Origin of the sequence: Peribacillus sp. NPDC097295 (assembly GCF_044761665.1) — a bacterium.
Classification (GTDB): domain Bacteria; phylum Bacillota; class Bacilli; order Bacillales; family DSM-1321; genus Peribacillus.
Genome location: NZ_JBIWCW010000005.1, coordinates 140,592 through 165,159, shown reverse-complemented (window position 1 = coordinate 165,159; position 24,568 = coordinate 140,592). Strand labels below are relative to the sequence as shown.

Annotated in this window: 22 protein-coding genes; 16 read left to right on the top strand and 6 right to left on the bottom strand. The window is 40.6% G+C overall.

All coding sequences use genetic code 11. The annotated features are described in order from the left end of the window. The first annotated feature begins 1 nt into the window (after position 1). The 3 genes from ACIQXN_RS11525 (at position 2) to ACIQXN_RS11515 (ending at position 3,427) form a co-directional block, all read left to right on the top strand. On the top strand, positions 2–886 hold the full coding sequence (locus ACIQXN_RS11525) for a DNA-3-methyladenine glycosylase family protein (protein WP_402966417.1): 885 nt from the start codon (positions 2–4) through the stop codon (positions 884–886). Then, positions 883–2,265, top strand: coding sequence for a 23S rRNA (uracil(1939)-C(5))-methyltransferase RlmD (gene rlmD / locus ACIQXN_RS11520; RefSeq protein ID WP_402966415.1), 1,383 nt, complete (start codon positions 883–885; stop codon positions 2,263–2,265). Before ACIQXN_RS11525 ends, rlmD begins: the two co-directional genes overlap by 4 nt. A gap of 181 nt (positions 2,266–2,446) precedes the next feature. Further along, on the top strand, positions 2,447–3,427 hold the full coding sequence (locus ACIQXN_RS11515; protein ID WP_402966413.1) for a tRNA dihydrouridine synthase: 981 nt from the start codon (positions 2,447–2,449) through the stop codon (positions 3,425–3,427). 118 nt (positions 3,428–3,545) lie between these two features. Here ACIQXN_RS11515 and ACIQXN_RS11510 read toward each other — a convergent pair whose 3' ends face one another. Then, positions 3,546–4,022, bottom strand: a complete 477-nt coding sequence (locus tag ACIQXN_RS11510) for a hypothetical protein (RefSeq protein ID WP_402966411.1) — start codon at positions 4,020–4,022, stop codon at positions 3,546–3,548. A 246-nt stretch (positions 4,023–4,268) separates the two neighbouring features. Between ACIQXN_RS11510 and ACIQXN_RS11505 the strand changes: the two genes are divergently transcribed. Both ACIQXN_RS11505 and ACIQXN_RS11500 read left to right on the top strand, forming a co-directional pair. Beyond that, on the top strand, positions 4,269–4,916 hold the full coding sequence (locus ACIQXN_RS11505) for a hypothetical protein (protein WP_402966409.1): 648 nt from the start codon (positions 4,269–4,271) through the stop codon (positions 4,914–4,916). A 57-nt stretch (positions 4,917–4,973) separates the two neighbouring features. After that, positions 4,974–5,432 (top strand): GNAT family N-acetyltransferase, encoded by a 459-nt coding sequence (locus ACIQXN_RS11500; protein ID WP_402966407.1) that lies wholly within the window; start codon positions 4,974–4,976, stop codon positions 5,430–5,432. Between the two features lie 413 nt (positions 5,433–5,845). On the opposite strand, the gene ACIQXN_RS11495 is transcribed toward ACIQXN_RS11500, so the two are convergent. After that, positions 5,846–9,016, bottom strand: coding sequence for a bifunctional cytochrome P450/NADPH--P450 reductase (locus ACIQXN_RS11495; protein WP_402966405.1), 3,171 nt, complete (start codon positions 9,014–9,016; stop codon positions 5,846–5,848). A gap of 62 nt (positions 9,017–9,078) precedes the next feature. Further along, a complete protein-coding gene (locus ACIQXN_RS11490; RefSeq protein WP_402966403.1) occupies positions 9,079–9,651 on the bottom strand; it encodes a TetR/AcrR family transcriptional regulator in 573 nt (190 codons plus the stop codon). A 356-nt stretch (positions 9,652–10,007) separates the two neighbouring features. Between ACIQXN_RS11490 and ACIQXN_RS11485 the strand changes: the two genes are divergently transcribed. The 10 genes from ACIQXN_RS11485 to ACIQXN_RS11440 all read left to right on the top strand — a co-directional run bounded on the left by ACIQXN_RS11485 (position 10,008) and on the right by ACIQXN_RS11440 (position 20,017). Continuing rightward, on the top strand, positions 10,008–10,673 hold the full coding sequence (locus tag ACIQXN_RS11485) for a hypothetical protein (protein WP_402966401.1): 666 nt from the start codon (positions 10,008–10,010) through the stop codon (positions 10,671–10,673). A gap of 146 nt (positions 10,674–10,819) precedes the next feature. Beyond that, positions 10,820–11,962 carry a M20 metallopeptidase family protein gene (locus ACIQXN_RS11480; protein ID WP_402966400.1) on the top strand — a complete coding sequence of 381 codons (1,143 nt, stop codon included), beginning with the start codon at positions 10,820–10,822 and terminating at the stop codon, positions 11,960–11,962. 149 nt (positions 11,963–12,111) lie between these two features. Then, complete coding sequence (paiA, locus tag ACIQXN_RS11475; protein WP_402966399.1) at positions 12,112–12,630, top strand: spermidine/spermine N(1)-acetyltransferase; 519 nt, start codon at positions 12,112–12,114, stop codon at positions 12,628–12,630. 304 nt (positions 12,631–12,934) lie between these two features. Further along, positions 12,935–13,693: an SDR family NAD(P)-dependent oxidoreductase gene (locus ACIQXN_RS11470; protein WP_402966397.1), complete on the top strand. Its 759-nt coding sequence runs from the start codon at positions 12,935–12,937 to the stop codon at positions 13,691–13,693. A gap of 134 nt (positions 13,694–13,827) precedes the next feature. Beyond that, the gene (locus tag ACIQXN_RS11465; protein WP_402966395.1) at positions 13,828–14,412 is read left to right on the top strand and encodes a helix-turn-helix domain-containing protein; all 585 of its coding nucleotides are present in this window, start codon (positions 13,828–13,830) and stop codon (positions 14,410–14,412) included. Between the two features lie 205 nt (positions 14,413–14,617). After that, positions 14,618–15,679 carry an LLM class flavin-dependent oxidoreductase gene (locus ACIQXN_RS11460; RefSeq protein WP_402966393.1) on the top strand — a complete coding sequence of 354 codons (1,062 nt, stop codon included), beginning with the start codon at positions 14,618–14,620 and terminating at the stop codon, positions 15,677–15,679. Positions 15,680–15,882: 203 nt separating this feature from the next. After that, positions 15,883–16,410 carry a YehS family protein gene (locus ACIQXN_RS11455; protein WP_402966391.1) on the top strand — a complete coding sequence of 176 codons (528 nt, stop codon included), beginning with the start codon at positions 15,883–15,885 and terminating at the stop codon, positions 16,408–16,410. A gap of 355 nt (positions 16,411–16,765) precedes the next feature. Then, positions 16,766–17,533, top strand: coding sequence for an FRG domain-containing protein (locus tag ACIQXN_RS11450; protein ID WP_402966389.1), 768 nt, complete (start codon positions 16,766–16,768; stop codon positions 17,531–17,533). 1 nt (position 17,534) lies between these two features. Then, positions 17,535–18,701: a DUF262 domain-containing protein gene (locus tag ACIQXN_RS11445; RefSeq protein WP_402966387.1), complete on the top strand. Its 1,167-nt coding sequence runs from the start codon at positions 17,535–17,537 to the stop codon at positions 18,699–18,701. Between the two features lie 401 nt (positions 18,702–19,102). Beyond that, the gene (locus ACIQXN_RS11440) at positions 19,103–20,017 is read left to right on the top strand and encodes a VanW family protein (RefSeq protein ID WP_402966385.1); all 915 of its coding nucleotides are present in this window, start codon (positions 19,103–19,105) and stop codon (positions 20,015–20,017) included. Positions 20,018–20,101: 84 nt separating this feature from the next. On the opposite strand, the gene ACIQXN_RS11435 is transcribed toward ACIQXN_RS11440, so the two are convergent. Next, entirely contained in the window at positions 20,102–20,410 is a 309-nt protein-coding gene (locus ACIQXN_RS11435) for a nucleotide pyrophosphohydrolase (protein ID WP_402966383.1), read from the bottom strand. A gap of 2 nt (positions 20,411–20,412) precedes the next feature. Beyond that, on the bottom strand, positions 20,413–22,050 hold the full coding sequence (locus tag ACIQXN_RS11430; RefSeq protein WP_402966381.1) for a DUF2075 domain-containing protein: 1,638 nt from the start codon (positions 22,048–22,050) through the stop codon (positions 20,413–20,415). Positions 22,051–22,386: 336 nt separating this feature from the next. Between ACIQXN_RS11430 and ACIQXN_RS11425 the strand changes: the two genes are divergently transcribed. Beyond that, the gene (locus ACIQXN_RS11425; RefSeq protein WP_402966379.1) at positions 22,387–22,764 is read left to right on the top strand and encodes a LysR family transcriptional regulator substrate-binding protein; all 378 of its coding nucleotides are present in this window, start codon (positions 22,387–22,389) and stop codon (positions 22,762–22,764) included. A gap of 400 nt (positions 22,765–23,164) precedes the next feature. Here ACIQXN_RS11425 and ACIQXN_RS11420 read toward each other — a convergent pair whose 3' ends face one another. Beyond that, a complete protein-coding gene (locus ACIQXN_RS11420; protein ID WP_402966377.1) occupies positions 23,165–24,397 on the bottom strand; it encodes an L-lactate MFS transporter in 1,233 nt (410 codons plus the stop codon). Positions 24,398–24,568: the final 171 nt, after the last annotated feature.

Below are 24,568 nucleotides of genomic sequence, written 5' to 3'. Positions count from 1 at the left end.
TGTGTGGACGGAAAAATTAGAGGTCCAAGGACCCTATAATTTTGATCTTGTACTCGAACGATTATCGTTGGACCCACTTCAAGTAGTTGATTTTACTAACAGGACGGTAAAAGTTCCATTATATATAGAAAAAGAACCGAATGTTTTGCAGGTACAGGCAATCGGTGATACCGAAAATCCGGTGTTCATCATCAAAGGTCAATCGGAGGAAAACAAGCCAAAAGCGCTGCTACGCTTAAAAAAAGTTTTCCATTGGCATGAGCCATTAGAAGCCGTTTCTCAGCATTTCCTGGAGTCTGATTTACGGGACATTTTTGAAGAACACCGCGGCACAGCCATTGTCTTGGACTTCGATTATTATAGCTGCCTCGTCAAATGCATCATTCATCAGCAATTGAACTTGGCTTTTGCTCATACATTAACGGAACGATTCGTTAAAACCTTTGGCTACCAAATCGATGGGGCCTGGTTTTATCCAACACCGGAAACGACTGCACAGCTTCAGGTCGAACAATTGAGGGCGATTCAATTCAGCGGCCGAAAAGCGGAATACGTCATCGGTTTATCTCAGCAAATCGTCCAGGGCCACCTTGATGTAGATGAGCTGGACAAGCTATCCGATCAAGAGATTATGGATACACTTATAAAAATACGCGGAATCGGCAGATGGACGGCGGAAAATTTCCTGCTATTTGGCTTAGGGCGACCGAACCTTTTCCCAAAAGCCGATATTGGCATCCAAAATGCCATGAAACAATTATATGGCTTACCGCAAAAGCCGACCCAAGAAGAAATGGAGACCTACAGTGTAAAGTGGGCCCCATATCTAAGCTACGCTTCCCTCTATTTGTGGAGAAGCATCGAAAAACGGAGTGAAAAGAAATGACAAACTTTCAAGATACAATCCTAGAAGTAAATCAAACCTTACCATTAACGATTAAACGCCTTGGCATCAACGGAGAGGGAGTCGGCTATTTCAAAAAGAAAGTCGTCTTCGTCCCTGGAGCCTTGCCTGGTGAAGAGATCGTTGCGATGATCACAAAGGTGCAGCCGAATTTTTCCGAAGCAAAAATCAAGACGATCCGGAAAGAATCACCGCATCGCATTGCCGCGCCATGTCCGGTCTACGAACAATGTGGTGGCTGCCAGCTGCAACATTTAAGCTATGACCAACAGTTGGTCCAAAAACGCGATATGGTCATCCAAGCGATGGAACGCCATACGGATTTCCCGATTGATTCATTGGATATCCAGGAAACGATCGGCATGGAAGATCCTTGGAACTACCGCAACAAAAGCCAATACCAAGTCGGCCAGAAAGATGGCAAGCTGATTGCCGGACTTTACGGCTTGAATTCCCATACATTGATCGATATCCCGAACTGCCTAGTGCAGCATAAGGCGACGAATAAAATCACGCGTACGGTGAAAAAGATCCTGAAGAACCTGAACATCTCGATCTATAATGAAAGAAAAAGAAAAGGCGTCATCCGTACGATCATCACACGTGTTGGATTCGAAACGGGTGAAGTGCAGGTGGTCTTAGTAACGGGAGCGGAAGAAATTCCACAAAAAGATCAATTGCTTAAACAAATCCGCGACCAACTGCCAGAAGTGAAATCAGTTGTTCAAAACGTCAATAACCAAAATACATCGCTGATTTTTGGCGAAAAGACGATCCACCTTGCTGGCGAAAAAGTCATCAACGAAACATTGGGTGACCTATCGTATGAACTATCGGCGCGCACGTTCTTCCAATTGAACCCGGTCCAAACGGTTCGCATGTACGAAGAAGTGAAAAAAGCGGCAGCCCTAACCGGTACGGAAAAAGTCGTCGATGCTTATTGCGGCGTAGGGACGATCGGACTTTGGTTATCGGAAGATGCAAAAGAAGTACGCGGCATGGACGTCATCAAAGAATCGATCGAAGACGCCAAGAAAAACGCCATCAAACATAAACGCACCAACATGCACTACGAAACAGGAAAAGCCGAAAACATCCTGCCACGCTGGATCAGAGAAGGCTGGAAACCAGACGTATTAGTCGTCGATCCACCAAGAACCGGCCTGGACCAATCGTTACTGCAAACGATCCTGAAGGTCAAACCAAAAACCATTGTGTACGTATCATGTAACCCATCCACATTGGCAAAAGACCTGCATGAATTGAGCGCTCTATATAACGTAGAAACCATGCAGCCTGTGGATATGTTCCCGCAGACAAGTCATGTTGAAGTCGTCACGAAATTGACGTTGAAAAAGTAATTCACATAAAAAACATGTCCCATTCAGTCTCGGTTTTCGGTTCATAACATGACCGAATTCCGGGCCTTTTTCATGGCAGCCCTTGGCGGGACTGTCTTTTCCTTTTCGAAGATGTTTATAGAATATCCAGTAAAAATAGAGGGAAACTGATAACCCCTAATGAGAGGACTTGAATCTGAAGATGAAAGATAATTTTTGGCGTGAATTGCCACGACCATTTTTTGTACTGGCTCCAATGGAAGAAGTGACGGATGTTGTGTTTCGCCATGTAGTGGCAGAAGCAGGCAGACCTGATGTGTTTTTTACAGAGTTTACAAACTCGGAAAGTTATTGTCACCCAGAGGGGAAGCAAAGTGTCCGTGGTCGTTTGACTTTTACAGAGGATGAACAACCGATTGTTGCCCATATATGGGGAGATCGACCTGAAAACTTCAGGGAAATGAGCATTGGTATGGCAGAACAAGGATTTAAGGGCATTGATATCAATATGGGCTGTCCCGTCCCTAATGTAGCAGGGAATGGGAAAGGTAGTGGCCTTATCTGTCGTCCCGAAGTTGCAGCAGAATTAATCCAAGCCGCAAAAGCAGGCGGCTTACCTGTAAGCGTGAAGACAAGACTTGGCTACACGGAAGTCGACGAATGGCGCGACTGGCTAACACATATCTTGAAACAAGACATTGCCAACCTTTCCATTCATCTGCGTACAAGGAAGGAAATGAGCAAAGTCGACGCTCATTGGGAACTGATTCCCGAAATCAAGAAACTTCGTGATGAAGTGGCACCAGATACCCTTCTGACGATTAATGGCGATATCCCTGACCGCGAAACGGGCTTGGAACTCGCACGTAAATATGGTGTGGATGGAGTCATGATTGGACGTGGCATTTTCCACAATCCATTTGCCTTTGAGAAAGAACCGAAAGAGCATACTAGTAGGGAATTGCTTGGTCTCTTAAGATTGCATATGGACCTTCACGATAAATATTCAGAAATCGTACCACGCTCGTTCAAGCCCCTACCTCGCTTTTTCAAGATCTATGTCCGTGGATTCAGAGGGGCAAGTGAGCTGAGAAATCAATTGATGAACACCAAATCAACGGATGAAGTACGCGCTTTGCTTGATGCTTTTGAACATCCGGTTGAGGTGGAAGAACAGCAGTAAAGGGGGACGTTGAGCTCTTGCAATCCCTAGCCTCTATCAAAATATCTAAATGAAAACAGGTGCGGAATACATATACTCCGCACCTGTTTTTCTATTCATGTTATTACTATTTACAGAATTATTTTAAATAATTTTCCAATGTCTTATTATATTCTTTCGCTTGTTTTTCACTCAAATCATAGGTAATTCTTAATAGAACATTGTCCTGCAAGTACACATATTCGTCTAATGCAAGGGGTCCTAATTCGGGGTCGTTCATTTTTTCTAAGTAATTAAACCGTTTTTGAGCATCCTCTTCACTTTCAAAGATTTCAATTTTTCCACCGATAAGATCTTTCTCATCAGAATATTCATCTTCAACCTGTTCCAATCGATTATCGGCAAAATCTGCTTTCTCTGTATAATATCCAGGTTTGCCAAGCTGTTCGTTTGGATCCGTATCTTTGTTGAATGTTTCAATATCTCCTATTGGAAGTTTTGCCTCGGCAAAGGATTTAGTAATTCCTTCGACTGTAACGGGTTCTTGTTTCGATGCGCACCCTGTCATACATGCTAAAAATATTACAGACACTAGCATTAATTTGTTTCTAATCATGTGTTTTACCGCCCTTGGTTGTATTGGTTTTACAAAGACCTTATTATGCAAGCAAAGTTGTATGTTTACAAGCGGAAAAAAATACTAATTAGGAAATTCGTATTAAGACTTTGTCCTGTATTTGTATCAGACCTGGAATTAGGAAGAGTGACATTTCCGAATCTGGGTCTTTTTTATTACAAAAAAATGACATGTAATGGTAAAATAGTAACAATTATCACCTGCATTCAGGAAGGAAGATTCTTAATGGAAAAGCAATATTTTGACTTGATGCCATTCTTTGATGGCTATGTACGAAATTACCGAAGAATGAACCTGGCCAAATTACATAACCGTTCCATGTTCACGAAACGCGAAATCGATTACTTCGCCAATCTAGGTGAGATGTTGGGATTTGATTCATTTATCGAAGATACCAAGTTTGATAAAAAAATGGGGCGTTCAAGACCGATGGATTTGTCTTGGTGGAAATACGATGGCAGAAAGGATGAAGAGAATTATTTATACCTTGCCCTTCATTTGGAAAGGGAGTCCAGTTGGGCTAAGGATATAGATACAATTGACAAGCTGTTTTCAGATACAGAAGAAGGGTTCATTCCTCATAATGTGATAGGGATCCAATACATACAATCGGAAGAAAGAATGAAGCACCTGAATGAATTAATGGCTAAGAGGAACGCCGTGCAAAACTCGAATGTCCTGATGGTCTATCGTTATTATGACGCCCAAGTTGGTGTACAAAGAGTTTGCGCAGTTAGCTTTACTCCAACTGGTCTTACGGAAGAGAGGAAGGCAATCTGTGGCGTGGATGATTCCGGCTACTGGTTTATGACCTTTGAAGAGGATTATGCGCCTTTTCGAAAAAATAAAGAAGCGACTACTATCACGCCATAATCGTTTTAAAACAGTATGGTGACTTTCAATTTATAAAAGGGGTGTTGTATATCACAGATGGAAATTACCATCAAAAGAACAAGTTTAACTGAGGTAGACGTGTTGTTGACTATTCAGAAAAAGGCTTTTGCAGAAGACTATAACTTGTACCAAGACCACGATACATCTCCTGTAAATGAGACACGTGAAAAAATAATCGAAAATATAGCACACTCTATTCATTACACAATATGGTCAAATGATAACGTGATTGGTGGAATAGATATTCGTAAAAAAGAAAATGTTGTCTTATTAGACAAACTATTCATAGCAAATGAATATCAAAATAAAGGTATCGGAACAAAGATCATGAAATTATTGGAGGCTGAATTTCCATCAATAAAAATTTGGCGTTTATATACACCATATTTAAATAAAAGAAATCAATATTTCTATGAAAAATTCGGTTATGAAAAAATAGGAGAAGTTCAGCTAACTGAAAAGCTTTTGCTATTTAAGTATGAAAAATGTATGTAATTAGTTTCCTAACTTGATGTAGGTGTATTGCAAGTTCTTAAGGTAAGTATATTAATAAACAAAGCAGGATGATTACGCAAAGTTGATTGGAACGGAAGGTACGAGACTCCTGCGGGAAATGCGCGTCTAGGGGAGACACCACAGGCGAAGCCGAGGAGGCTCACCGACCGCCCGCGGAAAGCGAGTGCCTGAAGTGGAAATCAACGTTCACATGGACAAACGCATTTTTCATCCGAATTTGTCTACAGTCTAAAACAACGATTCTAGGATCAAGCAAAATCTATATATTTGAAGTGTTTCGCGGGCATATGAGTATAGGGTGGATGATGAATCTAAGCGAGTTTTTTTTAAAAGGGCGATACCCTTTTGTCGACAAACAAAGCAGCGATCCCAAAATCGCTGCTTTGTTCTATTTATGCTCCTGCCCAGACGTCTTTTGCATATCTACCATTTTCCTCTAATGATTGTAGCCATTCGGTGGCTTCTTCTTTTGGTGTTTGATAGATATGCATATAGCTGTCGATTAAGGTTCGTTCAACATCAGGGGCCATTTTGCTTCCGTCTCCGCAGATGTATAGGTGTCCTCCTTCTTTTAATAAAGCAAGGATTTCATTGGCGTTTTCTGCCAAGCGATTCTGGACATATGTTTTTTCTTGGCCAGGACATCTTGAGTAGGCGGTGTTTAGAGTGACAAGACCATCTTGTTCGGCTTGCACAAGTTCTTCTTGATAAAGAAAATCGTGTTCTGGGTTACGGCATCCAAAGTAAAGATGGGCAGGGCCTAATGCTGCACCTTTTTCCTTTAAAGCGTGACGGGCCTGTATGAATCCCCTAAATGGTGCAATTCCCGTTCCAGGGCCAATCATGATGATCGATTTTTCCGGTGTTTTCGGAAGCTGGAAATGGGATTGCGGCGTATGGATAAAGCAGGCGATTTTGTCTCCTGGGGAGCGCCCTGCCAAATAATTCGATGCAATGCCTTTATATTTTCCGTTTCCGCTCAAAGCTTCCCCACGAACTACGCTGACTGTAATGCTTGCTTCTCCTTCATGGTGGAAAGGTGAGCTAGAGATGGAGTAGTATCTGGCTTTTAATGGTGGCAGTAAAGCCAAGAAACGTTCAAACGGAATCTCGCATGCAAGGTATTGTTCGATTAGGTCGAGCATGGTGATGCGCTTATTCAGGATTTCTTGTTTATAGGTAGTGTCCAAAAGTAAATCTTCCAGTTCTTTTACATGTGGAGGACATACGGTATAGGTGGCAAGCATCCGAATTTGGGACCGGCTGGCAGGTTCTTGCAGTTCCACATAGTTTGACAGCAACTCCTCGATTTTGACAGGTTTTTCTGTAGGAAGATGGGCTGCTTTTCCGGATTCCCCCGTCAGTTGTACATAATCTTGGCTGTTCAGTTTGAAACGGCGGAGCACCCGTTCGACAAGTTCCGTAGGATTTTGCGGAAGTACCCCTAGGTGGTCGCCTTCTTGGTACTTCACCCCTTCAGGCAATGTCAATTCTATATGGCGTGTACTTCTTCCGCTCTCTACATGTTGTAATTCAACATTTCTTTTAATAATGGAGGTACATGCATGATGGATACGGGCAAGAGGTGTACCGCTCACATCGCTCACGAAGTTCATCGTGATAGAGCTGCTTTCCTGATCACTGCCATCCATTTCAATGTGTAGGGTTTCTGAAAGATTCTGCCAAAGTGTTTCGGTCCATTTCTCGTAAGCCCCTTCGAAATCATCGCTTGCATCTCCATATCCTGTATCCGAGAATCGCACGGCTCCTTTTTGTTCCAACTGCTCATCGATGAAGCTTGGAATCCGTTGGTATGTAGTGGCCCAATTTCGGTCTCCGCAGCCGAATACTGCATAGTGAACACCCTCCAATGTTTCATCCTTGTCTTCCTTAAGCCAAGAAACGAAGTCATCTGCATTATCTGGGGGATTTCCATTATAAGATGCCGAGACAATGAGAACCGCTCCTTTGTGTGGAAGCTGGTTGGTGTATCCATTTAAAGTAGCCAGATTAGTATCAAAGCCTAATCGTTTCCCTGTTTCGGCAAGGTCCCTGGCCATCCCTTCTGCCGTCCCCATGTTTGATCCATACAGGATGAGCAATGGAGTGCCATGTGTAGAAGATGGAATGGCGGCCTTGGATTGTTTTTCGACAGGGTTCGGTTCCGGACGCGAAACGGTCGCAAAATCTATCACTTTCTTTCTCGGTGAAACGCGCATCTTCAATCCGTCCGGTTTTAGGGTCAACGTTTCTTTGATATCCAGTTGATATCCACCATGATCAATCAAGTCGAAATGTTGTAAAATCATGCCGAGTACAAGTGTGGCTTCTTGTAGGGAAAACTGTTGTCCGATACAGGCGCGCTGTCCGTTTCCAAACGGTTTAAAAGCATGATGGGGAATAGAATCCGCGTCCTCGAATCGCTCCGGAATGAATGCATCCACTTCATCGCCCCAAACGGAACGGTCACGATGAAGCTCGGGAATCAATAAGGAAAATACATCGCCTTTCTTCACGGTATATTTTCCACCAAGCGTGGTGTCCTCTTTTGCGTACACGGAAAATGATGGAGCGGTTGGCCACAGACGAAGTGCTTCATTCAGCACCATCCGGACATATTTCAGCTTTTTCACTTGCGTATAATCCGGGATGTCATCACCCAATACTTCATCGACCTCTTGTTGCGCTTTTAGTAACTTGTCACGATTGTTCATGAGGAAATAGATGGCGAAAGACAGGAGACCGCTTGTCGTTTCATGTCCTGCTATTAAGAACGTTATGATTTGGTAACGGATGTTATCATCATCAAGTGAAGCTCCTGTTTCCGGATCGATTCCTTTTAACATATGGGAAAGAAGATCCTCTTCTCCTTGGTCACCATGTTGTTTACGATCAGCGATCAATTCATCCACAAGGGAAAACATATATTGAATGTCTTCCTTGAATTGTTTTTTTGATTTGATCATCAATTTTTCCTGGATGCCAAGTCGTTGCGTTTGGCTCATCGCTTCATTAAGTGCACGTACCATACTGGTGACGAAAGGATGCGGGTCCTCCCGATAAAAGCTGTTAAATCGGAAATTGAATCCGCATAGCCCAATCGTATCCAGGGTCAATCGTGTCATATCTTCAGGAACATCTATCTCATCGGTTGGATTCAAACGAGCCCATTTTTGGATGAGTTGAGTAGCGAGATCCAACATTTTAGCATGATAGCCTTTCATTGCCTGCTGGCTGAAGCTAGGCAGCAGGATGTTATGGGCCTTCTTCCAATTGGGTTCGGTCGTTTCGCTTGTGAAGAGCCCATCGCCGCCAAATGCTCGTACCTTTTGTAGGGCTGGGCCGATTTTCTTATCGAACCGTGTTTCATCACAAATTTCTTCAGCAAGAGAAGCGCTTGAGACGAATGTAGCGATTCTACCAGGAAACTGAAACTGAAAGATTGGTCCCAACTCTCGCGACAGCTTCATGAATGACTGAATCGACTTATCTTTATCGATAATCGGGAGGCTGCCTAGGGGGCCATATGTCTTGGGCTGTGGAAATTGATTGTGGGTTTCCATAAAATTAGCACCTCTTTCAAAATAATGAATGAACGTTCATTCCGGACTTGATTTAAATAGATTCAAGCATGTAAACGGATGGCATCCCAAAAGCTCGCTTCCACTTCGGCCAAAAGTTTCGTATCCGGATTCAGTTCTCCGATACGCACCAGGCGTTCAAGCTCCAGAAATGCTCCGTAAATAATGGCTATCAAGGCAGAGGTAGGGAGTTTCTTAATGACCTGTTTCTCTTTTCCACTCTCGAAGAAATGTATAAATATATTCAATAGTCTTTGAAAGCTCGCTTGACTATCATCATTTAAAAAATAGGCCCCACTATGTAATTTAATAAAATAAAGAGCTTGGCCATGATCGGTAGTAAAATGCACCATCGAATTAAATATATGACGGAACTGATGGCGAATTGTATCATCATGAGGAAATCCATCCTGTACCGTTTCAGTAAAAAGGTCCAGGTACTCTTGGAAAATCTTATTGCCCAGCAATTCCTTACTCTCAAAATAACGATATATGGTTCCTGCCCCAACTCCGGCAGAAGTAGCTATCATAGGGATGGTAGTCGCGTCAAATCCTCTTTCTGCAAATAATAGTAAAGCGCTTGCGACTATATCATTTCGCTTATTTACAATTGTCATCAGTGTGATTCACCCCTTATTTACAAGAAACGGAATGATTGTTCATTCCTGTTATGTAAGTGTATATTTATGAAAAAATGATATCAATCGCGCATAGTACTCATATTTTACGATTTGTTTTAGGATGAAAAAGGGATAAAAGAAGGGTGAAATCATCATCTTTCCTATAAAAACTAAGTAGTTCCATCTAAGTGTTTACCTGTTATTTACATATTCTTCGCTTATCTTTCTACCTGCAAAAAATAGGTCATGCCAAGCGGTCGTTTTTTTATTTCCTTTAAAAAGCAGATGCGTGATACATTATGAATAGTAAATAACCGTTTATTCATTTTGAATGTAAGGAGAGGGGAACCAGAATGAAGCGAATGAAATGGCTCGCGATTCCTTTATTGGGATTGATCCTTTCAGGATGTGTGGATTCCACAGCGCGGGTTGAAATAAATAAAGATAAAAGTGCGGATCTCTCGCTTGAAGCATCCATGGACGGTGATATGTATTCGCTGGCAGGTCCATACATTGAAGAAGCATTGGAGGGAACGGAATACAAGCTGGAACAGAGCGAGAATGGCATCAAGGTGACGAAACATTACCCTTCGCTTGAAACGCTGTCCAATATAGGGGACGGAACAGGTGAGAGTAAGATTTCCGTAGATGAGAAGGAATCTTTCTTTTATACCGCCTATGATGTGAAGGCATCCGTTGATTTACAAAGTCAAATCAGTCGGTACATAGAGGGTGTATCAGGTAACACCTTCATCCAATCCATCATTCTTCAAAAGCTGGATCAAGCCAATCTGAAACTGGAGGTTGCGCTTCCGTATAAGCTCTTTGGCTCCAATAATGCCGATGAGGAGAATGGCAAAACCCTATCCTGGGATATCTCGGCCACAAATGAGACGCCTGTTGAGTTTGAAGTGATTGTTCCGAAGGGTAAAACGATCGGCATAACGGCCGGAATTGTAGTGGTCTTGGTTATCGGGGCCGTGGTCTTGATTGTGAAAAGAAAGAGTAAGAAGAAATAATCGGAGTGAAGACTTTCGTGTAGCGGCATGGAGGTCTTTTTTTCTAGTTAGCTGCTTCTGATAAAATTTAGAGACATAAAAGTCAGGGAATCAGTCTTGGCATGTGCAAAATAAAAAATAAAATGAAAGAATGAGGTAATTTAAGCATGATCGATCAGTATTTAATCAATCAGGCGATCGAGGACCGCCGCCATCTGCATCAGCATCCTGAGCTTTCAGGAAAAGAATATGAAACGACGGCTTTCATTCGCCGTCGCCTGGAAACGCTCGGGATTGAAATTCTTAATTATCAGCCGCCCGGTACAGTCGGATTTTTCAAAGGAACGAAAGGTACCAAAACGGTTGCTCTCAGGGCAGATATCGATGCGCTGCCAATTATGGAAGAAGGGGATAAGCCGTATCTTTCAAAAAATCCCGGGGTCGCTCACATGTGCGGCCATGACGGACATACGGCTGTTTTGCTTGCTGTTGCTGAATGGATTACGAAGCATCGTGAAGAAATTGAGCCCAATATCATGCTGATTTTCCAATCCGCAGAAGAGATTTCACCGAGTGGAGCCGATCAACTGATTAAGCAGGGTGTCCTCGATGAGGTTGATGCCATTTTCGGGATTCATTTGTGGCAGGGGCTGGCTAAAGGGAAAATTGGCTTGCGGGGAGGGCCGATGATGGCATCCGTCGATGATTTTGAGATTACCATCAAAGGCTCGGGCGGCCATGGATCGATGCCGCATGAGACGGTCGATCCGATTTATATCTCGACCCATATCATTCAGGCACTACAAAGCATAATCAGCCGGTCCTTGAATCCGATGGAGGCTGGTGTGATAACCGTAGGGAAAATCGAGGCCGGCACCACCTATAACATCATTCCCGATTCAGCTAAAATCATTGGTACGATCCGTGCGCTGTCTCCGGGAGCGGTTGACCTGATCCAAGATAAGATTGTCAAGCTGACGAAAGGCATCTGCCAATCCTTTGGAGCCACAGGAGATGTGCGATTCATCGTTGGAACGCCTCCACTCGTCAATGATCAGAAAGAAGCGGCCTTCATGGAAGACCTCATTTGTCATCGTTTTGGTGAAGATGTATTTGAGCCTGTCGAACCAATCATGGTATCGGAGGATTTCTCGTACTATCTGACGAAAAAGCCAGGGGCGTTCATCTTTGTCGGCATGAACGGAGAAAAAAGCCAGTATCCGCATCACCATCCAAGGTTCGACCTTGATGAGGACGTGTTCCCAGAAGCGATTCGCCTTTTTGTTGAAATTTTGAAACGGTATAAGTAATTGGAGAAGTCGGACTTTCAGGTAAATAAACTCTCAGAAGAACTGTTTTCAAGAGGATACGAGATTAAAACGTCTCGTGGAGATAATCCATACATAAGAGTTTGAACTCAAATATTTTTAAAAAGATGATAAGTAGAGGAGCGGAATAAATGACGATACATATACGAAAGTGTACCCTTGAAGATTTGCCAATACTCCAAGAGATTGGTTGCGAAACGTTTAATGAGACCTTTAAGGATCAGAATTCACCTGAAAATATGAAGGTTTATTTGGATAGGGCATTTAACGCAAATCAATTAGAAACGGAATTATCCAATAGCGAGTCGGCATTCTTTTTTATCTATGTTCATGCAGAAGTAGCCGGGTATTTAAAGGTGAATGTGAATGAAGCCCAGACGGAAAAGGAGGGGAATGATTCACTAGAAATTGAGAGGATATATATAAGAAAAGAATTTCAAGGGCAGGGATTGGGTCATCATCTGATAAATAAAGCATTGGAATTGGCGAAAGAACAAAATAAGCAGAAAATCTGGTTAGGCGTTTGGGAAAAGAATGAGGGGGCCATCAAATTTTATGAAAGAATGGGCTTTACTCAGAGTGGAACGCATTCCTTTTACATGGGAGATGAAAAACAAACCGATCTTGTTATGACTAAAATGCTTAAATGATTGAAGTGGAATTTTGAGTGTCCAATTAAATTATGGCACACAGAGTATCCTTGTATGAAAAATGTCACCTTCACTCCAACCTGACAGGTACTACGGTTAGGTTTTTTGGATAATGTACTTTTTAACAGAACTTTAGCAAGTTAATCCTCCGGATATTTACAGTTTTAAATCATACCCACGGGGTAAAGAAAACTAGAGTTATTCATGATGTGCCAGGCATATTGTGGGTATTTTATCACGAGAGTATATATACTAGAATAGTACCGGTTACCCGGTCCTCATTCATTTACATGGAGGTTTTTTTATGACAACTGAGAATAAAGTAGCAATCATTACAGGAGCCGGAAGTGGTTTAGGACAAGCGACAGCGGTTCGTTTGGCTAAAGAAGGAGTCAACATCGTTGTAGTGGACGTCAATGAAAAGGGCGGTAACGAAACGGTTGAAATGGTGAAAAATTTAGGAGCGGATTCTTTCTTCATCAAAACGGATGTTTCTAAAGCAGAAGAAGTGAAGAATTATGTGGATCAAACAGTAGAGAGATTCGGAAAGATCGATTATTTCTTTAACAACGCAGGGATCTCTGGTAGTGGTAAATACTACTTGGATACGGACGTGGAAGAAATTGAAAAGATCGTCCAAATCAATTTAATGGGTGCTTTATATGGTGTTCGTTATGTAGCCGAGGTTATGTTGAAAAATGGTGGCGGATCGATCGTTAATACCGCTTCAAGTGCTGGTGTGATCGGACAAGATTCAGTAGTGACCTATTCCGCTACGAAACACGCTATCGTTGGGTTAACGAAGTCCATGGTGGCTGAATACGCAAAAGATGGTCTAAGAGTGAATGCAATTGCCCCAGGACCTACTGAGACACCTATGGTCAAAGCTTTCTATGAAGCAAACCCAAAAATGAAAGAGAACGCAACGAGCGGGATTCCTCAAAAACGATTGGGAACTCCAGAAGAAGTTGCAGAACTTGTAACCTTCCTCTTCTCGTCTAAAGCTGAATATATTAATGGAGAAGTGATTCGCATCGATGGCGGATTCACGAATACAAAATAATAATAAATAAGCAAAAAGCCTGTTTCGATTGGAACAGGTTTTTTGCTGTTCGTAGAATGAATTAAAACTCAACGGAGCGTTTGTTGCCGGTTTGGGTCACACCTCTTATGATGTAATGAGTAGGGGGTGAATCAATGGATAGTAGCAAAGTGGGCCATTTGATTTTACGATTGCGGAGGGAAAAAGGGTTCACGCAGAAGGAGTTGGCTGACAGGATGAATCTTTCTGATCGGACCATTTCAAAATGGGAGCGTGGTCAAGGCTGTCCGGATATCTCCCTGTTACCGGAATTGTCCTCCCTCCTGGGTGTAAACATTGAACATATTCTGGAGGGCGAACTCGCATCCAATGATTTTGTAGGAGGAAATATGAAACGGTCAAACTATTTTGTGTGTCCATCTTGTGGGAATATTACCTTAAGCACCGGTAACGCTGCTGTTTCTTGTTGTGGAAGAAAGTTGGAGGCACTTGTACCGAAGAAAGCGACGGACGAAGAGAAGCTAGAGGTTACACAGGTTGAAGAGGATTGGTTCATTTCAAGCAACCATCCTATGAGCAAGGATCACTATATTTCATTTATTGCCTTTGCTACAGGAGATCAGGTGCAACTTATCAAACAATATCCGGAATGGGGACTGCAAACCCGCATTCCGAAGAGGAAACACGGCATGTTGCTTTGGTACTGTACGCAGCACGGGTTGTTTTATCAGTTGATTTAAGGAGAGAAAAAGCCATTCATCTATTAAATAGTTCTACCAACAGGCAGTCAGCCCTTTATTAGGGGCGCTGCCTTTTTTACTGTGGATAAGTGGATGGGGAATTTGAGAAATATTCACATGATATTGTATGATGAATGATAGGAACTTATAAAAATGATAGGAACGGAAATATGGTATGTAAACCATACATAGAGGGGGAAGGGCAATGGAAATTGGGTTGACGACATTTGTGGAAACGACGCCGGATGTCGAGACGGGTCAGGTACTTAGCCATGCCGAACGTATACGCGAGGTAGTGGAGGAGATTGTATTGGCGGATCAGGTGGGGCTCGATGTCTATGGAGTGGGCGAGCATCATCGGAGGGATTATGCGGCTTCTGCACCAGCCGTCATTTTGGCCGCCGCAGCTTCACGGACAAAACGGATCCGTCTGACCAGTGCGGTGACGGTGTTGTCTTCAGACGACCCGGTACGAGTGTTCCAGCAATTCTCGACACTTGACGCGATTTCAAATGGTCGCGCAGAAATCATGGTCGGAAGGGGGTCCTTCATCGAGTCGTTTCCGCTATTCGGCTATGATTTGGACGATTACAATGAATTGTTCGATGAGAAGTTGGATCTGCTATTAAAAATCCAGCAGTCTGAGAAGGTGACATGGAGTGGCAAGCATCGTCCATCCATTCAAAACCGTGGGATCTACCCGATTCCGGTTCAGGATCCACTACCGGTTTGGATCGGGAGCGGCGGAACTCCCCAATCCGTTGTTCGCGCTGGCATGCTTGGCCTGCCACTTGTTCTTGCGATTATTGGCGGAAGCCCAAGGCAATTTGCAGGGCTCGTCCAACTGTATAAAAGGGCGGCCAAAGAAGCGGGGCATGATGTAAGCAAGTTGCCGATTGCTTCCCATTCACACGGATTCATTGCCGAGAGCACAGATGTTGCGGCAGAGAAATTTTTCCCGTCCACCCAGCAGGCGATGAACGTGTTAGGAAGAGAGCGTGGGTGGGGAGCATACACCCGTGAAACGTTCGATTCGGCCCGTAGTTTAGAAGGCGCCCTATATGTCGGTGATGCGGAGACCGTGGCGAAAAAAATCATTCATCTTCGTAAAACGGTAGGAGTCACACGCTTTATGCTGCATGTTCCCGTTGGATCGATGCCACATGATGATGTGATGAAAGCCATCGAACTACTGGGTAAAGAGGTGGCCCCAATAGTACGGGAGGAAATTGCGAGATGGGAAGCAGAGGGCGGCGAGGAATCGTAAGCCTTTGAAGTGATTCACCCAAACTTAATGTCGTAGCGAGCTTTTTTAGGTATAATAAAACATACAGTACACTTACAGCATCCGGGAATCTGTAGACGATTCTCGGATTTTCAGTTGCCTTCATTTTTAGTATTGGAAGAATTTACGCGGGCAATGATAAAGAGAAAGCGACTGAAAAGGGTGCGAATATAGGAGGTTTATGGATGCATAATCATGATATTTTAATCAGGGTGCGATATGCTCTCGATATAAAAAATAAAGATATGGTAGAGATCTTTAAACTTGGCGGCGTGAACGTGACACAAGAAGAAGTGATGGAGATGCTCACAAAGCCAAAAGAAGAAGACTATGACGAGTACGAAGACGATGATGTTGACTTTTACGAATACGAAGACGATTCAATTAAATGCAATAACAAGATGATGGAATCCTTCCTGAATGGTTTGATCATTTTCAAAAGAGGCAAACAAGATCCAAAACCGGGACAACCAGAAAGCCCGGCACCAACAGGCAAGGAAAGTGTGAACAACGTCCTTCTGAAGAAATTGAAAATCGCGCTAACTCTAACAAGCGAGGATATGATTGAAATCCTGGGAGACGCAGGAGTCAATATCACCAAAGGGGAACTAGGCGCCATTTTACGAAAAGAAGGCCACCGGAATTATAAACAATGCGGAGACCGCTACGCTCGTAACTTCTTAAAAGGGTTAACGTTGAAATATCGGGGATAAGTAAAACGCGCCCAAGTGTGTATAAGGTGTGGATGAAGGCTGGAGTGATGAGGAGAGATTCTTATTGCTTGAGCCTTTTTGTGTATAACTTTCTGTGTTAATTAAAAAGCTATATTAATGAAGAACCAGAGAAAGCATTGTAGCTGATTGATGGGATTATGGTGTTTTGTCTATTGAATGAATATAGGTTACTTGCTGGCTGGGGATCGGAAGTCGTAGAGGGATAATTGTTTAATATAATTACAGAGAGCCTTACCATAATTAAATGGTTTTTATTGTATAAAGATGTAAAATTACCTTTAAAATATATGCTATTATTGAAAAAGGAGTTTTTTGTTAGAAAAGAGGGATAATAGTGATTAGCAATGAACCGATTGAGAAATTAAGTGAATTTACTGAATTTGTAGAGTCGTTACCCAATGAATTTATGTTATCTAGAGGACAAGCTGGAGAATATGATTTATTACCTAGTTCACTAAGACTGGATAAAAGTAATATTAGAAAATACTCCAGAATGGCATCACAATATTTTTTAAATGAATTTAAAATAAACTCACATAATTATATGAGGTTTCCAACTGATATAAATAGTGAATATGAGTGGATGGTCTACGCTCAACACTATGGAATACCAACTAGATTATTAGATTTTACATTTTCTCACGTAGTATCTCTTATGTTCGCAGTAGAAAATGCTTTTGAAGATGAAGAGAATAAAGATGCTGAAGTATGGTTTTTAAATCCAATACAGTTGAATAATAAATTTGCACATCGTTCTGAGATATTAAATATTGCAAATGGTGAAAGCTTAAACTTGGAAAATTATGAAGGGCCTATAGCAATTAAATCAAGGAAATTAAATGAGAGAATTAATGCCCAAAATGGCTTATTTGTCTACTTTCAAGATGTTATTAACCCCGTTGAATCTCCACTAAATAAGATTGTTGATGAAAATATTTTAAAGAGATTAGTAATAAAGGGTGAATACAAAAAAGATATTCTCTCTTCTTTATATTCAATGGGTATAGGATTTACCACTCTATATCCAGAGCTTCAGTCTGTTTCAAAAGATATAATAATGAAGCTGAATATTCAAGAGTATTTGAGAGCAGGTGATGAATAGAATGACAGAATTTACTGCAGCAAATCATAAGTCACAAGACATAGCAATTAAAGACATAATTAACCAAATAACTAACGGTTTTAAATTGCAAAATATAGAAGATGTTGGTGGTTTGGATGAAGATTTAAAATTAGAACTATCAGACTCTATTATTATAGCACCAGATTACCAGAGGGATTATAGAGCCTCAGTTATGGATGAAAGTTCACTAATAGAATCTATACTAGTTGGTATACCAATTCCTCCGGTCTTTTTAGCTAATGATAGGTTTGAGGGACTACAAGTCTTAAATGTAGTTGATGGACAACATAGACTTAGAGCTTTTTATAGATTTAAGGAAAATAAATTCAGCTTATCTGGATTGAAATTGTTAGATGGGTTAAACGGAAGCAAATTCAGTGATTTAGAGTTTAGTATAAAAGAGAAAATTTTAACACATAAACTTGCGGCTATTGTATTTACTGATTTCCCTGGACTTGATTTTGAATTGGAAATTTTCAACAGGTATAATAAAGGGACTAAACCGTTAACACCACAAGAAATTAGACATGCAGTATATAACTCTAATTTAAATAACTATGTTAATAAATTTGCTAAAGATATGGTTGATAAAAAGACCTCTGAAGAACTTCAGAATGCTTATAACGCTACAAAAGATAGATATCAAAAGAAGAAAATTCAAGAGAGTATCTTTGTTATAATGAATATTTTAGAAAATGGCTTAAATGAGAACTACTCTAAATCTTCTATATATGCAGAGGAATACATGAAGCAAAAGTCCCGATTAGAGAAAAACAAATCAGAAAATGCACATGATAATTTTCTATTTGTAAAAGACAGGTTTGAGAGTTTTAATAAAGTTATTGAGTCAATAGGTAAAAAAGTAGAATTCCCATTTTCTAAGGAAATTTATGGAATTTCAAGTAGGAATTATAAATTCCAAATTTCAATTGGGATGTTGTTAGCAGGGACTTTTCATAAAATGATTTATGGTGGAATTTCGTTAGATACTTTAGATAATGAATTGGTCCTAGAAAAGTTTCTAGGTTATATTTCTTCTCTATTTAAACAGTCATATCTTGAAGACCCTGAATACAATGCATCTTCAACGAGCCCCAAAAAGATGAAAGAATTGATAAACTCAATAAATTTAGAAGAATTGTTGTAAGGAGTATAGGTGCATCTGTCTTATTTATACAGGTGCTCCTTTTTACATTGGATTCCCATTTATATATAGCGAATCCATATAGCAATTATGCAACAATTGTACTAAGTACTATTTTTGGAGGAAACAACGTGATCGAAATACTCGAAGATGCAGGAGTCCATATTACCAAAGGGGAATTAGGCGCTTCTTAAGAAAAGAAGCACATCGAAATTATAAACAATACGCGACGATATTTCAATTTGTGCATAAGATGTGGATGAAGGCTTGAGTGATAAAGGGAAATCCTGATCATCGAGCCTGTTTGTGTATAACTTTTTAGATATACTTCCGACATTATCAAGGAAGCATTACATCAAAGCACTACCTCCCGTTCATACTAATGTTGGGAGGTATGCCGATTTATGATACATATTTGGTTAACTGGTCTTTTGTTATTTGCACAACCCGCCGAGCTGTCGGACAGCTTGACGGTGACTCAACAAGGGAAACCCATAGCTAGTGTGGAGCGTGAAAACTTTTCACTGCCCCTTCCTGGTACTCCAATGGTTGATGATGAAAAGTTACGTACGTTCATTGATAAACTCGATCAACAAGTATATCAAGCTCCTATAAATGCGAGGCTTAATGATCAAGGAGGAATTGTTCCAGGTCAGGTAGGTTACAAACTGTACCGACAGGCATTCAAGGAGCAGTTTTATGCCTATTTCTTTGGGAAGGGACCCTCGAAGATCGAGGTTCCGGAGATGGACGTTTATCCTAAAGTGGATAGTGAAATACTTGCACACATTCGCCACCAGAAGATTGGTCAATACGTGACATATTTTAATTCTAACAATAAAAGTCGTTCACATAATATCTCACTTGCGGCCAAAGCGATTGATAATCATGTTGTTTTTCCGAATGAGATTTTCTCTTTTAACCAAGTTGTGGGGAAGAGGACGAGAGATAAGGGGTATAAGAGTGCGCCGATTATCGTTCGAGGTGAATTATCAGAAGGGGTTGGTGGGGGGATTTGTCAGGTGTCATCCACCTTGTTTAATGCGGTTGATCGTGCCGGGCTCGAGATTGCCGAGCGCTATTCGCATAGTAGGCGCGTACCGTATGTGCCACCGGGGCGTGACGCGACGGTAAGCTGGTACGGACCTGACTTTCGCTTTGTGAACAAATATAATCAGCCTGTATTGATTCGGGCCAAACGCTATGGAGGAAGCATGATCGTTACACTTTACTCCTCTGACATGATTAATAACGAACAGAAAAAAGTTCCCAAGGCGCCAGTTAAATTACCGAAAGAGATCAAGATCAATCCACAATAAACTGATTGTGATTAGGAAGTATTAAAAAATCCTATACCAAAAGACAGCCAAGCTATCCTGAAGATGAGCTTGGCTGTCTTTTGATTATTTATTATTAACGGGATACTTCTTCCCATTTTTCACGATCTTTTCTTCGATAATCTCTTTTACATCTAACCCTAGATCGGAACATAACATGAATGAGTAAATCAAAACATCAGCAATTTCTTCACGAATGTTTTCTTTATTATCCTTAAGTGCTTGTTCATTGTTAACCCATTGAAAGTCTTCTAGAAGTTCTGCTGCTTCTATGGAGATAGAGATAGCAAGGTCTTTTGGGTTATGATATTGTCTCCAGTCTCTTTCATCTCTAAACTCATTGATTGCTTTAATTAAGGCTTGAATATCGTTCATCATCATTTTCCCCTTTTTAGCTCAAGTAGTTTTTGTCTTAGTTTTGGGTCTGTGGCATAAATATATAAACCATGTATACCCCGTTTCATCAAGACATTAATGGAATTCAAGATGATTTCTTCTTTAATTTCTTGATTTTTTTCTGGTGATAAATCCGTCCGTGAAATGAATGCACCTGTATCTTTGTATTTGGAAGAATCAATGATTAATTCTTTCTTGCCTTCATCATAGCTTATGGAAGGGCCAAGAACGACTCCAACGTAATTTAGGTCAAAACCTTGTACGGTATAAATGGAACCAACCTCTTTAATGGAGCCCGGATTCTCTGCCCACGTCACACTATCTTGGGTGATATTCCAAGGCATATTAATTCCCTCTTCATCGACAATATAAGTTTTTCCATCTTTTTTATGTAGATAATCGAAGGTTGAGACAATGCGAGAAAGACCGATTTCGTTGTTTTTATTTTCTATAGCGTGTTTAAACGTCTCAGCATCTTCAAACAATTCAAGTTCGAAGGAGGAGTCTTCCTCTGACGGTAAAGGAAGAACTTCCTTTGCAATAAATTTGTCAATCCACTTAATGGTTTCTGGATTCGCATTCATTCTCATTTGATCCGTAAGCTTAACAGTTTTCGCACTGTATTGCTTTGTGATTTCCTCTAGCAATTGATCATTCCAATAGCTTTTAATCTTCAGCACTTGCTTTGGATCAAAGATGACTATGGTGATTTTGCTACGCTTAATGATTTCATCTAGTTGGTTTTGATAGCGGAAATTATTATAAGAATCTTCCTTTGTCAGAAGCAAATGAGCTTCGTCAACCAATACGATATCGGCTGTTTCTCCCGTTTTTGTCTTCTCATTAATAAAGGGCGTGGGCTTCATTAGATTCTTTTTTTTCAAGTTGGGTAAGCTGTTGGCAATACTTTTATATGTCTTCAGCATCTCCGTGTGATTTACTAGCAAGTAATTATCTTTATTTTTAAGAGATCCATCATCTTTAGCCAAATCTTGAATCGTGTTAAACAGAGAGCTTAATAAGACGCTTTTACCTGTGCCTGCATCGCCCTCAATCGCAATTACGTGATTTCCGTCTTTTCTAATATGTTCTTTGCAAAAATCGAGAATCTCATTTTTGATTTCAAGCTGCTGAGGAGAGAGCTCCTTATAAGGAGATAACTTATAAATGTCCTTGTTTCTAAGGTTCTCGACTGTATCGCTGACAATGTTCTCTTCTCTAAGTTTTTCCCAAATAACTTGAAAGAGTTCTTCATTATAAAACGATTTCTGGTAGTAATTATGCATGACCCTTGATCTGGTCTGGCTCACATTTTGCAGTTGATAGTGGTTATCGGCGATGAAGTAGTTAATTAAGTTCGACTCAATATTGTACGTCGCAGACTGATTGAATTTCTCATGCCCAATTAAAATAGAACGATTCAAATTATTACGTTTTTTATCCTCTAAATGAGTTTTTAAACGTCGTGAAGCTTGAACCGTTTGCCCAATATAAGCAGAGGGTCTTTTTTTCTCATTATAAAGGATATATAAAATCGGATAGTTATTTAGATGTAGTGTCTTTAGAGTATGTAAATGATCAGGAGTAAAATCCCTCTTTTCAAATACTAGTCCATTCATGAATTTATCCTCTGTGTCTTTTTCTATAATAGTAGCATATATAACCAACCATTTTTTGAAAAATATTTTAACTATAATTACCGTCAAATGGCTTTGAACCCTTTCTATTCTGAAATGGACTCCCTGCAACTAAAAGAACTGTCCTGTAGCCTCTTTTTAGAGTGGGAAACTGCGAAAAAGAGGAGAGGTACTGGCATGGGGATAGTGCAATATTAGAATGGAAGAGTTACTTTATCTCTAAATAAAAATGATCAAAGAAAAGTCGATTGATTTTGGTCTGACTTTAGATTATCCCTATCATATCCCTGAAGTTGAAAATCTTTAGAGAAACAGTCCATGGGTCTTGTTGTGTCGCATGATCATAAATTAGCTAATAGATGTGAGTTAGAAATAAAAGATCTACAAGATGAATCATTTATTCTAACAGAAAAAGGTTATACGTATCGGGCTTTTTTGTTTGAAAAATTAAATGAAAACACTATATCTCATACTATATCCATGGAACTAAGCAGTGTAGAAACGATAAAAAAAGCGGTAAACAATCATTGGGGGATTGGCTTCTTGCCTTTGTTTTCAGTAGAGGAAAAAGTCTTTAAAACTATCCCCTTAAGCATGATTGTCACACTTTACTTCTCTGATATGATTAATAACGAACGGAAAAAAGTCCCCAAGGCTCCGTCCCAGTTATCGACGGAAATCAAGACGAAACCATGATAAAAAGAACGAGGGAGCAATTGCTAGATGTTGAGCAATCGCTTTTTGCTGTGCTGTTTCTGCGAGTTCTGTTTCAGGTCAATTTTACGTGAATAGGAGCAGCAAAAAATCTAAAGTGGAGAGAAGCAAACGATTGGATGGGCAAGAAAAATCGATATGGGGAAATGAATCGATATAATCGATTTTAGAGAGTTTCGGAGACCTGTACCATAAGTAAATGAGGTTTTGGGCTAGCTAAAAAAATAGCTAGCCTAGTCTTTTTTGTATTTATATTTCTGATCATCAATTTACCGTTATTGAGGGGGGACTTTTTACTTTTCATGAAATAAGATTAAATCCCACCGATCTTCAATTTGTTTTTATTACACCAATCGGTATGGCTCCAGTCTTTTGAGTAACATTAGTTTGCATGCTTTTCTTGATAGGATTCCATTGTCCAATTTTTTTTGTTTTTTGTTTTTAAACCTGGAGCTTTTAGTGTCATGGAAATGATGAAAGAGATAAAACACAAGACCGCTATAAATTTAAAAGTTGGTTGAAAGCCTCCCAGAATAACCGAGATAAAGGATGCTGATAGTCCCCCTAATCCGAAGCCCTGATAGACAATTCCATAGTTTTGATTTTGATTTTTTAAACCAAAGAATTCTGCAACAATTGTTGGAAATACTGTGATATTACCGCCAAAGCTGAAGGCAATTGTAGCTACGCAAACAAAGAATATTCCATAGTTTAATTCAACTGTGCTAAGTACTATGACCGCAATAGCTGTTACGAGGAGGGCTCCAGCTACCACATTCAATCGACCGACTTTATCAGATAGGGCACCAAGAATAATTCGGCCGAGTGTATTGAATATTGCAACTAAGGCAACTGCGTTCGCTGCAGATGTAATATCCAATCCAGCCATACTAACACCAATATCTTTGACGCTTCCAATGAGATATAATCCACTCATACAAGCTGTAAATAAAATCACAAATAATAGGTAAGCTTCTTTTGTTTTCAGCATTTCTTTTAGTGAATAATCCCTTTGCATGGCTGCAGTAGCTGTTTTAGTGTTACCACTAACTTTTGCTTCCTTCACTAATAAGGATCCAGCGACAATCATGATTAGAGCAATCAAACCCCAATAGAAAAATCCCGCTTTAACACCTGCTGATTCAATTATGAAACTGTTAATATATTTGAATACTAAACTCCCACTACCGTATGCACCAATCGCAATACCTGATATGAGTCCTTTCTTTTCAGGGAACCATTTGATGATATTGGACAGGGTTGTCATATAGGCAACGCCATTTGCGGCCCCTACCACAACACCAGCGAATATATACAGTAATGCAATCGATGTAGCTTGGGAGCTAATCATCAATCCGGCTCCCAGCGTAATCCCTGAAATAGCGATTAAACGACGTAATCCTATTTTTTCTTGAATCTTACCGGAAAATAATGTTGAGAACGCAAGAGCAAAACTCATGATAGAGAAGGTTGTGGATACAGCGCTTACATTCCACCCGTAAAGATCTGCTAAAGGCTGATTATATAAACTCCAAGTATAGATAGTTCCTAGTCCTAGCATGACGAGGATGGTTCCCACTATTATAGAAATTCGGTTAATTTTACTTTCTTTCATAATGTTCTCCTCTTTTCTCTCGAAGGTTAGACGATGTTAGCAATCTGTTCTGATGCTGTCTTGAAAAGAATCATAACACCATAAAAAGAGAATAGATCATTTTTGGAATGAAATGACGTGAATAGGGAATGAACGGTCGCGGTAAATGCATGATCTGTTGCAAACGTTTTC